A 15,935-nucleotide genomic window follows, 5' to 3' on the forward strand; every position below is an offset into this window, starting at 1 on the left:
AAAACTTAAACCAATGCAAACGCTGCACCCCTTAATTTTGAACAACACCGTAAAACTACTCCCGTTAAGCCCTTCACAAAACGAGGTCTACCAGAATTTACTTCAACAACTTCAACAACACCCACTTTGTGGCCTGGGGGTAACCCGCGGCCACGGTCGTACTTTTATGCTCCAACGCCTGGCTCAGGAAACAGGTGGCCACTTTTTACGCCTCGCCGATTTTTTTGACGAAATCCAATCCTTTCACCCACTGGCGCTGGAAGAAGGTATTGCTGCCACCTTGCACAAAGCCCTGAAAGCCCATAACCTGGTAATCGTCGACGATTTTCATCAGGTTCACAACATGTTGGAAAGCTGCTACGGTAAAGCTCGTCCAGGGGTACTCATTGCAGTGTTGGACGGTATTCTGCGCTGGCTGGAACAAAGTGGCAAACGTTTGGTCTTGAGCAGCGACCAGGGGTATTACCCCGAGCCACTCCAGAATCCCATTCAAAAAATCAATTTGCTGGAATTCAATGCCGAGGACCAGGCGTTTTTATTCAATGCGCTGAGTAAGGGGCGCTTAAAAGAGGTCGACTTTGAGCGCGTTTTTGTTTTTGCCCCGCACTTGAACGCGACTCAAATGGCTTACGCTTGCCAGTTGATGCCGGAGGACGCCCATTTTGATACAGCTACGCTGATCCAATTCCTGGAAACTTACGCGCTACACAGCAATGTAGACACTAGCGAGGTTGACCCCATGGATTTTTCCGACCTTTATGGCATAGAAGAGGTTGTTCGCCAACTCGAAATTGACATCATTGTGCCAATGGAGCGCGACGATCTGGCCAAAGAATTAGGGATTCGTGCCAAACGGGGCGTATTGCTCTATGGCCCTCCCGGAACGGGCAAAACCTCGATTGGTCGTGCGTTGGCGCACCGCCTGCACAGTAAATTCTTTTTGTTGGATGGCACCGTGATCAGCGGTACCGATCAGTTTTACAATAAAGTGCACCAAATCTTTGAGGCGGCTAAGCACAACGCGCCCAGTATCCTGTTCATCGACGACTGTGATGTCTTGTTTGAAAACCAGGATGAGTTTGGTTTGTACCGCTACTTGCTCACTATGCTGGATGGTTTGGAATCCCGATCCAACGCCCAGGTTACGGTGATGTTTACTGCGATGAACATCGGAAGTTTGCCACCTGCTTTGATCCGTAGTGGTCGGGTAGAGTTGTGGTTGGAGATGAAGTTGCCGAATGCGCTTGCCCGGGAGGCGATGTTGAAAGCCTTGATCACTGATAGTGTACTGCAACTCAAAGCAACTGAATTGAACCACTTGGCAGAATTGACTTACGATTGCTCGGGCGCGGATTTGAAACGTATCGTGGCGGATGCCCGAAATTTGCACGGCTTTGATGTGGCCAGAGAGCAAAGTGTTCGTACCCCTTTCGCTTATTTTAATCAAGCGATCGAGCAACTGCGCGCCAATCGGGAGCGTCTGGCGGCAGCACCAGCATTCACAGCAGCGCACAATCCGGCTGCGGCATTGAATCCGGGGATGGTGCTGGCGCAAATGGCAGAATAGATTTCGGATGTGGGATGTCGGATTTCGGTTGGTGCATTGCTTCAAAAGTATCAGGTCAATCCAATTTTAGTTTTTTACACTTGAAACTAAATTTTTGATTGCCGTTAATTGTCAAAGCAATGCACCAACCGAAATCCGAAATCATTTCACTCGATACACCGGGTACCGCATGTACTCCTTCTCCCAATACTTCGAGTTTTTGTAAACAAAATCCAACTGCGCCGAAGCATTTTCCGCAAAAGCCTTGTCACTCGACTTTTTTTCCTCCAGCTTCTGCTTTAAGGCCGGATCTTTTTGCAGCAACTCAGCGGCCAGGTCTTCAAAAACGTAGGCAGAATAGCCTCCTTTTTCCTGCAAAATCGTGTCAAAAAAGTTCCAGCGGAAATACGAATCCACCCCTTGTGGCTCCAGCACTTCCACAATGAAACGATTGCGCCATTGGTTGAGGGGGATGAAATAGTCTCCCTTGCGCAAGGCCACTTTGTGGCGTTCAGTATGTAAGTCCACACTGGTGTTTTGGTGATGCCCTTCGTAGGGGCTTGCTGCACTTTTGTACGCATCGATGATGTAGACGTCTACTTCGATGGTGCTATCCTGGGTTAGTTGCCGCATCTGTACCCCACTCACCTTGAGCCGTTCAATGACGTTGTGCCAACCTTGCGGAATGATATAGGCACTAGGCTTGCTGGTTTTTAAGTCTACATCGTAATGATCGTAAAAGGGGACAATTTTATTTAGGGGCTTATTGCGATTGTAGTATAGTCGTTTTTGGCCACTCACTGTGCTGATTGGGTATTCGGGTTCGTAGCCTTTGAATTCAATTTCCGAAAACTTCTCCCGGTTGAGTTTCCAGGTCAAGGGGAATTCACTTTGGGTTTTTACGGCTTCTTTGGTTGCCTTGCGCAGTGCCAGTAACTGTGCTCGGTGTTTCCCCAAAAACTTCAGTACCCCATCCAGCAGTGCGTAGGTTGATTTCACTCGCTGAGCATAGGGTTTGAGCATATGGGTTTCGGTCATCATGCCGATGGTGTGAAACAAGGCGGCATAGCCAGTGGAATAACGGGGCCAATCAGCAAACTGACTAAAACCCTTGTCGGGCGTTTGCCCAAAAGCATTGATGTAGGGTGTGGCTTCAAAACCGGAGCTTTTCATGTGCTCGTACAAAAAAGGCAAAAAAGTCCCCTTGTGAAAAGGCCCCAGTGTACCCCCTAATTTTTCCTCCTGCGCATAACAAAAGGTCATGGTATACTGGTAGTCGGCCCCATTGCTCACGTGGGTGTCGATGAAGAGATCAGGGTCGAGTTCCTGGAAAATGGCCGCAAAACTATGAGCGTTGCGGGTATCTGCTTTGATGAAATCACGATTGAGGTCGAAATTTCGGGCATTGCCCCTAAAGCCCTGTTCTTCGGGCCCATTCTGGCTCACCCGACTGGTCGCGCTGCGGTTGAGTGCCCCACCAATATTGTAAAAGGGAATAATCGCCACCACCACACTATCCAGCATGGGGTAACGTTCGGGGTGCAGCGCCAAATCGCGCAGGAGCATCATCGAGGCATCCACTCCATCGGGTTCGCCGGGGTGGATGGCGTTGTTGATGAAAAAAATCGCCTTGCCTTGGGCTTTGAGTTTGGCGATGTCGAACTTGCGATTTTTGGAATACAGTACCAAATGTAGGGGCTGCCCGCTGTCGGTCAGACCTTTGCTTTGGATGTCAATTTCTTTAAAATCGGCAGCGATGCGCTGGTACCAAGCCATACCTTCCTCATAAGTAGGGGTTTGGGTGCCATTGCTGCTCTCAAAACGCGTGGTGTATTGGCTCCATAAGCCAAGCGGGAATAAAAGGCTCAGCATCAGGCCCAACCCGATTGATTTTTTCATAACGAATCAAGTTCTATTTGGTGGTGAAGAAAAGTACAAAAAACTTTTAGAACTTTGGTTTTTTAGAAATGAAAGAGGAGAGATGAAAGATGAGAGCGGGTAACTCAAGTTTTCCCATCTCATCTTTCATCTCTCATCTTTCATCTTTCATCTTTTTCAAACATGCAACGTTCGCTTCGCAACATCTATCAATATTGCATCCGGCACAGTACCGCTCCCTCCGAAGTACTGCACGAGCTGGACCGCGAAACCCATCTCAAAACCCTGGCGCCACAAATGATGACCGGGCCTTTGCAAGGTCAGTTGTTGCGCTTCATCAGCTTGTGGGTCAAACCTAAATTCGCTCTTGAAATTGGCACATTTACTGGATATGGATCGATCTGTATCGCCGAAGGTTTGCCTGCGGATGGCATACTGCACACTATTGAGCCCAATCGGGAATTGGCCTACATTTTTCAAAAGTATGTTGCCAAAGCCGGGCTGAGTGAACGGATTCAATTGCACACCGGCCGGGCCGAAGCAGTGATTCCCGATTTGGATTGCCGTTTTGATTTGGCGATGATTGATGGCGGCAAACAAGATTACAGCCTGCATTACGATTTGGTCATCGAAAAAATGAACCTTGGTGGGGTCATTTTGGTGGACAATGTCTTGTGGGATGGGAAAGTAGCACTGGAAAAAAAAGACAAGGACACCACGTTGATCCATCAATTCAATGAAAAAATTCAGGCGGATTCACGGGTAGAAAATTTATTGCTGCCGCTACGCGATGGAGTCATGATCATTAGGGTAAAAGTATGAAAGCGCAATACCAGCAATTCTGCCAGTCTGAACCCGGCCTACCCATCTTTTTCCAGGATTGGTACCTCGATGCAGTATGCCAGGAAGGCGAGTGGGGTGTTGCAACGGTAGAAGAGGGAGGCAAGGTCAAAGGCATCTGGACGTATTTTATGAAGCAAAAAATGGGCTTCAAGTATGTGACGATGCCAAACTTTGTTAAATTTATGGGTCCTTATTTGCCAGGTAACCCCAGTACAACGGAACAACACCAGATTCTAGCAAAACTTTTAGCCCAAATCCCCCGAGTAGCCAGTATAAAGCAAGATTTTCATTACAGCATTACCAATTGGCTGCCTTTGTATTGGCAAAACTTTCAACAAACTACCCGTTATACCTATTTACTCAATGTCAGCGATTTGCAAAAAGTACTGGATGAGATCAATCGTAACATCCGGCGCAACATTAAAAAAGCGAGCGAACAAATAACAATAGAACACTGGGACGACCCAGAACGGTTTTATGTTGTCAATAAAATGAGTTTTGATCGGCAAAACATACCGATTCCGTACACATTAGAACAATTTCTTCACCACGATGCTGCCTTGAATGAACACAAACAACGCAAACTTTTTTTTGCAGTAGACCAACTAGGTCAGCTACATGGTGCGTCTTATGTGATATGGGATGATCAGGTTGCTTATTACCATTTGGCGGGAGACAATCCCCAATTTCGCCAGCATGGTGCAGGCATCTTGCTCATCTGGGAAGCCATTCAGTTTCTTCACAATGAACTGGGTCTCAAAACCTTGGACTTTGAAGGAAGCATGATAAAAAATGTGGAAGCCATCCGGCGGCAATTTGGAGCTATTCAGACCCCCTATTTTTCCGTTTCAAAGAACTTTTCCAAAACCTTCAACTTTTTGGAAAAAGTTCGTAACCTAAAAGGGCTATTTGTTTAAACTTGGCAAAAAAAAAGCCCTAAAAAGGAGGAACTGTGACATCTGGAGTTGTATATTTGAATCCTCAATTAGGATCAGAATAAGAACAATCTAGGTTTTACTTCACATTTTTCCTCCTTCTACTAGCAGCAGTCTGAACTACTACCTATGGACAACCATAGGACACCCACGAGTAAATTCGTGGGCAAAATAGCCCGGGATCATAATTGGTTTTCCACAATTTCACTGAAAACGATTAATTATGATACCCATTAAGTACCTCTTTCCAAGCCATTTGCGGCCTCTGAAAAACTTGATGCCTATTCTGTTTTTCTTAATGGGGATTCCTGCGTTTGCACAGCAGCCAAATCTAATCACTTGTACGACCAAAGTCGGAAAATTGGGAGATTTAAAAGTGTGTTTGAACAAGGATTCCGCCCTGATAGAAGCAAAGCAGATCGAGGCTTCAGTAGTACCACCAGGTTTTGCTCGAACCTATCTACTTTCCCAAGGAAGTGGGCAGCGAGTGCTTGCCAAAAATGCAAGCCCACTGTTCAAAGTGAAGGCGGAAGGGCTATATGGCATACACACCCTCGTGTATGATCCAACCAAGCTCAACCCGGATACTCTTTTCCCACCAAAAGATTACAAGGTGACACAGTTGGCGCGTCGTTTTGCTAATAGCGCTTCGCTCCTCTGTGCTGGAATCGACACCACTGGTGCTCAATTTGCCTTTAATGAATGTGATACCTGTGGCGTTACGGCAGGATCACTACGCATCCTGGCCCAAAACTGCCTGGATAATGGAACTGCTCGTTTGCAAGCGCTAAGTGTTACAGCGCCTACTTTCCCTGTACCATCGAACTACAAAGTTATTTATGTATTGACGAGTGGAGCTGACTTAGTACTAGAAGAATTGTCAGCTACTCCAGATTTTATCGTACGCAAGGCAGGGATTTTCACGATTCATACCTTAGTCTATGACCCTGCCAAACTCAATCTAGGCATTTTTGATCCCGGAGAATACAAAGCCGCCGATATTTTGAAACTACTCGTTCAGGGTGGGGGCAAGATATGTGGTGCTTTGGACGTTGTGGGAGCCAAGTTCAATGTTAGCATTTGTCCTTGTGCAGCCAACCCAGGTGCATTGGTGGCCGCAAGCCAACCCTGTATCAACAGTGGCTCTGTACAACTGACTGCAAACCGGGTTGTAGCAACGGTAGTGCCCGATGGCTACATCGTACGTTACGTACTGACCCGTGGTGAAGACCTCACCATCATGCAGATTCAACAGAACCCTCAGTTTACCGTCGCTCAAACTGGCCGTTACCGCATCCATACCCTGGTGTACAATCCAGCTACCCTGGATTTGAGTGGCGTGATATTTGGTACGACCAAGGCCTCCACCATCAACAGTAGATTGGTGCAAGGAGGCGGTTTGATTTGTGCTGCGCTGGATTTGTTTGGCGCTACTTTCGACGTTACAGCTTGTCCATGTGAACCAACTGCGGGTAAACTCAAACCAGAAATTCAGGTTTGTTACGACAACATCACCCCTGCAAAATTGACTGCATTGGTGGATGTTGCAGCGGTTGTTCCTGCGGGCTACCAGCGTCGTTATGTGTTGACTTTTGGACCGAATTTGGTCATTGAAAACGTTAGTTTAAACCCAACGTTCAATGTCACCAAAACGGGTACATTCCGCATCCATACGCTCATTTACAATCCGGCTGATCTGGATTTGAGCACCGTTATTTTTGGCTTTACCAAGGCTACCGACATCAGCAAGTTGTTGATCCAAGGTGGTGGTCAATTGTGTGGAGCCCTGGATTTGACGGGTGCACAATTTGATGTGACCAGTTGTGTTTGTTCCGCTAAGGCAGGTACTTTGGTCGCTATCGATCTGCCATGTTTGAACGCAGGATCGGCACGCATTCGGGCCAACGTAAGTGTGGCGTCGATTGTACCTGCTGGTTACAACCTGCGTTACATCCTCACGCAAGGTGATGTGCTGGTAGTTCGTCAAGTAAAAGAGGTAGCCGACTTTACGGTTACTACTGCTGGACGTTACCGCATCCACGCCTTTGTGTACAACCCAAGTACTTTTAACATCAATGATATCCAGTCTGGGGTTACTACCGCTCAAGGTATCCGCGATCGCCTAGTCGAAGGTGGTGGTGCCATTTGTGGTTCAATCCAATTGAGTGGGTTGGTATTTGATGTAGCTACTTGCTCTCCAACTTGTGCGGCAGCTGCCGGCACTTTGAAGGTGTTGGATCAGGCTTGTTTGCCAGCTGGTGGTACTGCTCGTATCCGGGCAACTACCCTTACGGCGCCATCAGTACCCGAAGGATTTTTACTTCGGTATGTACTGACCAACACTGACAATCTGGTCATCCAAAACATCTCCTCCACTGCTGATTTCACCGTAGCAACTACCGGTCGCTACCGGATTCATACTTTGGTGTACAATCCAGCTACACTCAATTTGACGGGTGTAATTTACGGAACCACCAGAGCTTCAGCCATTGTCAGCCAACTGATTCAAGGTGGCGGACAAATTTGTGGTGCACTAGATGGTACGGGTGCCATCTTTGATGTGGTCAATTGTACCAATTGTACTGCTTATTCAGGCACCTTAAAAACGGCCAACGGCCCATGTTTGGACAACTGGTGGGATGCTCGCCTGCGCGCTGCAACCAATATTGCTCCAGTGATTCCAAACGGCTATCAACTGCGTTATTTGGTTACGTTTGGTGCCAATAAAGTAATTACTGACATTGGCGACAAACCCGACTTTGTTGTACATACTACCGGTACCTGGCGTATCCACGCTTTAGTCTACAATCCAAGTACCTTCAATTTGAGCCAAATTGTGCTCAATTCTACCACCATTGAAGAGTTGAAAGTACTGTTGGTGCGTGGCATTGTACCAACTTGTGCAAGCCTCGATGAAAACGGAGCAGTATTCGTAGTGAAACCCTGCGAAGGCTGTGATGTAGAAGCGGGCACTTTGAAGGCCAAAGCTCAGGTTTGTCTGACTGCGGTTTCCGGTGCACGTTTGCAAGGTATCACCGATCGCGCTCCAGTGATTCCTTCCGGTTATGTTTTGAAATACGTATTGACGTATGGAGACAACATGACCATTTTGCTGGTAGGCAACAGTCCTGACTTTACGGTGGGCAATACAGGTGGGTACCGCATTCATGCATTGGTTTACCATCCAACTACCTGGAACCCTGCTACGGCCATCCAATATGGGGTGACCATGCTCAAAACGGTAAAACAAACCTTCATCCAGGATGGTGGTACCATTTGTGCAGCGGTTGACCCAGTTGGGGCGTATTTTGTCGTGAGCAATTGCCAGCAAACTTGTGGTGTCACTGCAGGTACTTTGATTCCGACAGGTGCGCCATGTATCGACAACTGGAATAGCACGCGCCTTTTGGCCAATGTAGGCACTCAGCCTAACGTACCAAGCGGCTATGTAGTCCGTTATTTGTTGACTACTGGTGACAACAAGGTCATCATAAAGGTCGGCAGCACACCTGACTTTACCGTGACTACTACTGGTAAATACCGGATTCATACCCTGGTATATCATCCAAATACGCTCAATTTCACCGTTTACCTGAACAGCACTCAGTTGAGTGAACTCAATGCGCTGCTGATTCAAGGAGGTGGAACGATCTGTGCCGCCCTTGACCTGGATGGTGCCTATTTCAACGTAGGGTATTGCAACACTTGTACCGTTACTGCGGGCAAACTGAAGGCGAACGTCCCCAACTGTATCGTTGCAGGTGGAGCGGTGACCCTTTCCACGCAGGTACTAATCGCACCAATTGTACCAACTGGCTACACGGTTTGTTATGCCATTGTAAACGCCAACGGTGTGATTGTGGATGTGACTGAAACCCCATCCGTAGTTGTACGCACTCCAGGTACTTACTGCATGCACACCTTTGTGTTCCCGACCAGCCAATTCAACTTGGGTCGGATCATTGAAAACAACACAACTTTGGCTCAGCTCAATTTGTGGCTCAAAGACTTGTGCTCTGCGATCGATTTGACTGGCGTATGCTTCAACGTTCAATCCTGTAGCCCGACCTGTGAAGTATTCGTAGGCAAACTTGTACCTCGGATACCGGTTTGTTTGCCAGCAGGCGGTATTTCTACTTTGATTGCTGACTTTACAATTCCAGCGATTATACCAACTGGTTATACTGTTTGCTACGCAATTACCAACGCCAATGGCGTGATTATTGATGTAACCGAACAGCCAAGCGCAGTGGTACGCAATACCGGAACTTACTGCATGCATACCTTTATTTTCCCAACTGCCTCTTTCAACGTTGGGCGAATCATCGAAAACAATACAACCATTGCACAACTCAAACTCTGGCTACAGGAATACTGTGCAGCGATTGATGTGAATGGGGTTTGTTTCACGGTGGTAGCATGCACGAGTACTTGTAATGTAAATGCTGGAAAATTGAGTGTGGGCACCATTCCATGTTTGATTGACTCTGTCAAAATCTGCGTTGGAGTAGTTACTCCACCTGCAACACCTAGTGGATTCACTGTTTGCTACGCCATGGTGAATGACAAAGGCATCATTGTAGATGTAGTAGAAGACAAGTGCTTCTGGGTGAAAAAAGCGGGTACTTACTGCATACACGTCTTTGTATTCCGCGCATTGACTTTCAACCCGAACAACATCATTAAAGGTGTAACCTCTTTACAACTTTTGAATACATGGTTGACGGGAGGAAGCATCTGTGGGCATGTGGATATGACGGGTGTTTGTTTCACGGTTAAGGAATGTACGCCACTTTGTGAAGCCAATGCTGGAACACTGGTACCTGAATTGGAAGAATGTTTGTCGGTAGGTTATGCCTGGATTAGTGCAAAACATCCAGCAAATGGAGCTTCGACCATTCCTTCTGGTTATGCCCGTCGCTACTTGTTGGTAACTCCAGATAACGTCGTTCGCCAAATTGAACTTCAACCTAAATTTGGCATCAACCAAACGGGTAACTACCGGGTACTTACGTTGGTATACGATCCGAATACCTTGCCATTGAATTCAATCATCATAGGTACTACTACAATAGCTCAGATCAATGCGAAGTTGATCCAAGGCGGAGGTACCATTTGTGGGGCATTGGATTTGATTGGAACAAGTTTCTACATCACTCCTTGTACCTGCCCAGCAGATGCGGGCAAACTCAAGCCCAATAGCGAAGTATGTTTGCCTAAAAATGGCGAAGTGCTGCTCTCTGCTAGTTCGCTCACCGCAAGTACCGTTCCTTCTGGCTATGGTATTCGCTACTTATTGAGCAAAGGCGCCAACAAGGTTATCATTGACTTTGGTACCAACCCAAGCTTTAGCGTTGCTGAAACGGGGACTTACCGTATCCATGTATTGGTGTACAACTCGACTACCTTCTCTCTGGCTAGCATCCAATTGGGTGTAACCACAGTGAACAGCTTGCGGGCACAGTTCATCGAAGGTGGTGGTGGTATTTGCGCCAGCGTTGAAACAGGTGGAGCGCTCTTTGAAGTACCTGCTTGTGTTGTACCCTGCGTCGCCGCCCCTGGTAAGCTGGTGGTGGTAGGAGAACCTTGTTTGGTCAATGGCCAAGGCGTATTCACCGCTACGGTTTCTCAACAGCCAACCGTTCCAGCTGGTTATGTGGTTCGCTACATTTTGACCAGTGGCAATACTTTGGTAATCAGAGAGATCAAAACCACTCCTTCCTTCACGATTACCCAGTCAGGGGTGTACCGGATTCATGTCCTGGTCTACCTACCAGGAACCTTGAATTTGAATTATCCAGCGGGTGCGACATTGAGCTTTATCTCTAATCAGATTAACAGCAACGTTTGTGCCGCACTGGATGGTGGAGTAGCGTTTGAAATTTCCAATTGCCAATTCACTTGTATCGCATTTGCTGGTACGTTGAAACCGGTTGGAGATACTTGTAAATCTACTTTACCTGCTACCTTACAGGCTACGGCGAACATTCCTCCAATTGTTCCTGTAAACTATCAGGTGAGATACCTGCTAGCTAGCGCCAGCGGCAACAATAAAGTGATTGAACAAATCAACACTACACCAAGTTTTGTGGTCAATAGCCTCAAAAACTGGACGATCCATACGCTGGTGTACGATCCGAATACCTTCAATCCGAATACAATCCAGTTGGGTGTGACAACTATTGCCGGGCTGAAAACGCAACTCAGCAACAACGTGCAAATTTGCTACAGCCTGGATGAAATAGGTGTTCGCTTCATTACCGGGCCATGTTGTACCGCTAAATTGGGTGAATTCAAACCTTATGTGAATGTACCTTGTATCCAACAAGGAGCTTGTGCTTACATTAAATTGGAATGGAAAAAAGCACCAGTAATTCCACAAGGTTGGAAGATTCTTTACCTGGTTTCTGCGCCGAATAGCAAGATCATCAACGTGGTATACGACAAGCCTGAATTCTTCCTTTGCAAGATTGGCAAGTACACCGTCTACCAACTGATCTACAATCCAAAGGATTTTGATCCGCTCAAGCTGATTTCTATCGGTCAATCGACTATTGATGACATCGTGGAAGAAGTCACGATCTTCAAGTGCAACCTGATCGATGTAGGCTTTATGCTGGACATTAAACTTTGCACCGATTGTGGCATGATGATGGCTGGTCGTTTGGATCCTCAAACCATGTCTTGTTTTGTTCCTGCTGGCATTACCATTAAGGCAAATGTTGTATCCATGAACATGGCAGACGCGCCGCTGAAATTGTACTACGTGCTGACTGATGGGGACAAAGCGAACATCCTGGGTATCAGCGACAAACCTGAATTCAAAGTAACTCAGGTCGGAACCTACCGCATACACCCCGTGATCGTCAATCCGGTTCAAGTGAACCTCAACAATTACGCAACCCTCTTTGAGGTGATGCTGCAATTGAAGATGGGTGGCGGGCCATACTGCGGTTTTGTTGAACTGAGCGGTGCAACCTTCAACGTCAACGATTGTAAAGGATTTGGAGCAGTGCCTACAACGGATGCTTATCCAAACCCCACCAACGATCGGGTGCGACTGATTTTCAACAATCCTAAAGAAGTGGATGAATCCGGAATTTCCGTAGAGGTACTCAACCTCAATGGTGGAGTCATCAACCGGGAGAAGTTTGATGCAGGCGCGACTGAAGGCGAACTGGATCTGAAGACATTACCTTCTGGTCTGTACCTCATCCGCGTATTGCGGAGTGGTCAGGCACCAGAGTTGATTCGTATCAATAAGATGTAAATTGGTTGGGGCGGCCCTTGCGTGGCCGCCCTTATTTATCCAATTTGGTAGGGGCAAGCCTTGCGGTTGCCTCGGTAGGGGCAAGCAAATAGGCTTGCCCCTACAATTTTTTTCCCACCCACTATAAAACACTATCTTCGTGCTCAAAGCCAAATACAATACCCAAGCACGATGAACTTACACATCTTAAAAGTTGGTGGCAAAGTCATTGACGATTTACCCCTCTTACAACCCATCCTGGAGGCTTTTTTACAAAAAGAAGGACAAAAAATCATTGTACATGGCGGTGGCAAAAAAGCATCCGAACTCAGTGAGAAACTGGGCATTCCTGTACAAATGGTCAACGGCCGGCGGATTACCGATGCTGCTGCCCTAGAGGTGGCTACCATGGTATATGCCGGCCTTTTTAATAAACAGATCGTCGCTTTGTTACAATCCATCGGCGGCAATGCCTTGGGACTGAGTGGTGCGGATGGCAATGTGATCCTGGCCCACCGGCGACCAGTCAAAGAAATTGATTATGGTTTTGTAGGTGATCTGGATGTGGTGAATGCTGAAGCCATTCACCGCTTGTTGAGCGCCGAGTTTGTCCCGGTTTTTTGCGCCATCACCCACGATGGGCAAGGACAATTGCTCAATACCAATGCGGACACCATTGCCTCTAGTTTGGCAACAGCTATGTCGGCGCTTTACGAAGTAAAACTGTATTTGTGTTTGGATAAAAATGGGGTCTTGAGCAATGCGGAAGATGACAACTCCGTCATTCCGCGCATCAACGCCGCGGATTATGCACGTTACAAGGCAGAAGGGGTCGTATATGCCGGGATGTTGCCCAAACTCGACAATGCCTTCGATGCTTTAGCACAGGGAGTAAAAGAAGTAATCATTTGTGGACCCGAATCCCTGGTACAAGGTGGTGGCACGGTAATTTATGCGGATTAATTTTTTGACCCACTACTAAATCATAAAAAGTATCTTTGCGGCGAAAATTTTGCTTCATGAATTTAGCAGACGCGGCCATTGATTTGTTGAAAAACTTGATTGCGACCCCTTCCTTTTCTAGGGAAGAAGCGCAGGCCGCCGAGCGTGTTGCTGCTTTTTTTACCGAAAAAAACATCCCCTTTCAGCGCCATTTGAATAATCTTTGGGCTCGGAGTCGCCATTGGCAAGCCGGCAAGCCCATCCTTTTGCTCAATTCGCACATCGATACCGTCAAACCTGCTACGGGCTGGCAACGTGACCCTTTTCATCCTGGAATAGAACAAGAAGACATTTTATATGGCTTGGGTAGCAACGATGCTGGAGGGCCATTGGTTTCGCTCCTGGCTACTTTTGTCCATTTTTATGAACGCAGCGATTTGCCCGTCAACCTGATCATGGCGGCTACGGCGGAAGAGGAAATTTCCGGTGCCAATGGCATCGCTGCCCTGCTTCCCGAGTTGGGTCAAATTGACTTCGCCATCGTCGGTGAACCCACCCAAATGCGCATGGCCATTGCTGAAAAAGGTTTGATGGTCATTGATGGCGAAGCACGTGGTGTGGCTGGTCATGCTGCCCGGGAAGAGGGGGTGAATGCCATCTACATCGCCCTGGAGGACATCAATCTCATCCGCAACCTGGAACTGGAACGGGTTTCACCCCTCTTGGGTAAGGTAAAAATGAGCATCACTCAAGTCGAAGCGGGTAAACAACACAATGTGGTGCCCGATTCCTGCCGCTTTGTGATTGATGTGCGTACCAACGAGTGTTACCGCAACGAGGAGATTTTTGACCTATTGCAAAGCAAAGTGCAATCGGAACTTAAAGCGCGTTCCTTTCGCCTCAACTCGTCTGGCATTGCTTTGGAGCATCCCTTGGTGCAAAGTGGGCTCCAATTGGGTTTGCCTTACTTTGGTTCGCCCACTTTGTCGGATCAGGCTTTGATGCCTTTTCCATCCTTAAAAATTGGCCCTGGCGACTCGGCGCGTTCACATACTGCTGATGAGTACATTCGACTGAGTGAAATTCGGGCAGGAATTGATTGCTATATTCAACTGATTGAAGGAATAATATGAAACTTTGGCAAAAATCCATCTCCGCCTGGTCGGAAGTAGAAACCTTTACCGTGGGGCGGGATCGGGAAATGGACTTATACCTGGCCCCTTACGACATTCTGGGCTCTTTGGCACACATTGAGATGCTGTGTAGCATCGGTTTGTTGGAACCAGCGGAATATACAGCGCTGGCGGCGGCATTGAAGGAATTGTACCAGGAAGCCGTAGCTGGCAATTTTGTCATTGAGGATGGGGTAGAGGATGTCCATTCCCAAGTGGAAATGTTGCTCACGCGCCGCCTGGGCGATATGGGCAAAAAAATCCACAGCGGTCGTTCGCGCAATGACCAGGTTTTGGTTGATTTGCGTTTGTTTTTGCGGGCGGAGATTGAGGCGTTGAGCACCCAAATTGGTGAACTCTTCGAGGTGTTGCAAAGTCTTTCTGAAAAGTATAAAGACATTCTTTTGCCTGGCTATACTCACTTGCAGGTGGCAATGGTGTCTTCCTTTGGTTTGTGGTTGGGGGCATATGCGGAGTCGCTGGTGGATGATTTGCGGCAGTTTCAAAGTGCCTACCAGATCATCAATCAAAATCCACTGGGTTCGGCGGCAGGTTATGGCTCTTCTTTTCCGCTGAATCGGCGGATGACCACGGAGTTATTGGGCTTTGCTGATCTGAACTACAATGTGGTGCATGCCCAAATGGGGCGCGGCAAAACCGAATTGTTTCTGGCTTTTGCCCTTTCTGGCTTGGGACATACTTTGAATAAATTATCGATGGACATGGTCTTGTACCTCAACCAGAATTTTGCCTTTTTGAGTTACCCCGATGAACTGACCACGGGCTCAAGCATCATGCCCCACAAGAAGAACCCCGATGTATTTGAATTGCTGCGGGCTAAATGCACCCAACTGGCCGCTTTGCCTCAGCAAGTAAGCCTGTTGACCAGCAACTTGCCGAGTGGCTACCACCGCGATTTTCAGTTGTTGAAAGAGGTGATTTTCCCGGCCATTGAATCAGCAAAAAGCTGTTTAGCCATGCTGTGTTTTGCGCTCCCGCAAATGCAACCTAAAACCAACATCCTCGACGACGACAAGTATAAATACCTGTATTCGGTAGAAGTGGTCAACAAACTGGCTCTGGAAGGTATTCCGTTTCGCGACGCGTATCGCCAGGTGGGCATGGACATTGAAAACGGAACCTTTAATCCCGATCGGACTTTGAATCATACTCATGAAGGGAGTATTGGGAATTTGTGTACGGCGGAGATCAAAGAGAAGTGGGAGAGGGTGTGGAGTGGATTTGGGTTTGAAGGAGTGTTGGAGCAACTGGGGAAAATGGTGAAATAACCACTAGGTGGTTTTAAAAAACTGGACCTATCGATAACCGACCATGAAGGGCGATCGGTCATCGACAGATACCAGCAATTA

Annotated in this window: 8 protein-coding genes; 7 read left to right on the plus strand and 1 reads right to left on the minus strand. The window is 47.5% G+C overall.

Annotation, left to right across the window (positions count from 1 at the left end; translation table 11 throughout):
* Positions 1-13 precede the first annotated feature (13 nt).
* A complete protein-coding gene (locus tag ACEW9O_RS08200) occupies positions 14-1,567 on the plus strand; it encodes an AAA family ATPase (RefSeq protein ID WP_373549661.1) in 1,554 nt (517 codons plus the stop codon).
* A 141-nt stretch (positions 1,568-1,708) separates the two neighbouring features.
* Here ACEW9O_RS08200 and ACEW9O_RS08205 read toward each other — a convergent pair whose 3' ends face one another.
* A complete protein-coding gene (locus ACEW9O_RS08205; RefSeq protein WP_373549662.1) occupies positions 1,709-3,445 on the minus strand; it encodes a M14 family metallopeptidase in 1,737 nt (578 codons plus the stop codon).
* A 162-nt stretch (positions 3,446-3,607) separates the two neighbouring features.
* On the opposite strand from ACEW9O_RS08205, the gene ACEW9O_RS08210 reads away from it, so the two are divergent.
* The 6 genes from ACEW9O_RS08210 to argH all read left to right on the plus strand — a co-directional run bounded on the left by ACEW9O_RS08210 (position 3,608) and on the right by argH (position 15,854).
* Positions 3,608-4,246: an O-methyltransferase gene (locus tag ACEW9O_RS08210; protein WP_373549663.1), complete on the plus strand. Its 639-nt coding sequence runs from the start codon at positions 3,608-3,610 to the stop codon at positions 4,244-4,246.
* The gene (locus tag ACEW9O_RS08215) at positions 4,243-5,184 is read left to right on the plus strand and encodes a GNAT family N-acetyltransferase (RefSeq protein WP_373549664.1); all 942 of its coding nucleotides are present in this window, start codon (positions 4,243-4,245) and stop codon (positions 5,182-5,184) included. The genes ACEW9O_RS08210 and ACEW9O_RS08215 overlap by 4 nt, the downstream gene beginning before the upstream one ends.
* Positions 5,185-5,425: 241 nt before the next feature.
* Complete coding sequence (locus tag ACEW9O_RS08220; protein ID WP_373549665.1) at positions 5,426-12,472, plus strand: T9SS type A sorting domain-containing protein; 7,047 nt, start codon at positions 5,426-5,428, stop codon at positions 12,470-12,472.
* A gap of 171 nt (positions 12,473-12,643) precedes the next feature.
* Positions 12,644-13,414: an acetylglutamate kinase gene (argB, locus tag ACEW9O_RS08225; RefSeq protein ID WP_373549666.1), complete on the plus strand. Its 771-nt coding sequence runs from the start codon at positions 12,644-12,646 to the stop codon at positions 13,412-13,414.
* Between the two features lie 56 nt (positions 13,415-13,470).
* Positions 13,471-14,526: a M20 family metallo-hydrolase gene (locus ACEW9O_RS08230; protein ID WP_373549667.1), complete on the plus strand. Its 1,056-nt coding sequence runs from the start codon at positions 13,471-13,473 to the stop codon at positions 14,524-14,526.
* Positions 14,523-15,854: an argininosuccinate lyase gene (gene argH, locus ACEW9O_RS08235; protein WP_373549668.1), complete on the plus strand. Its 1,332-nt coding sequence runs from the start codon at positions 14,523-14,525 to the stop codon at positions 15,852-15,854. The genes ACEW9O_RS08230 and argH overlap by 4 nt, the downstream gene beginning before the upstream one ends.
* Positions 15,855-15,935: the final 81 nt, after the last annotated feature.

The sequence above is a fragment of the Haliscomenobacter sp. genome, assembly GCF_041740695.1.
Lineage (GTDB): Bacteria > Bacteroidota > Bacteroidia > Chitinophagales > Saprospiraceae > Haliscomenobacter.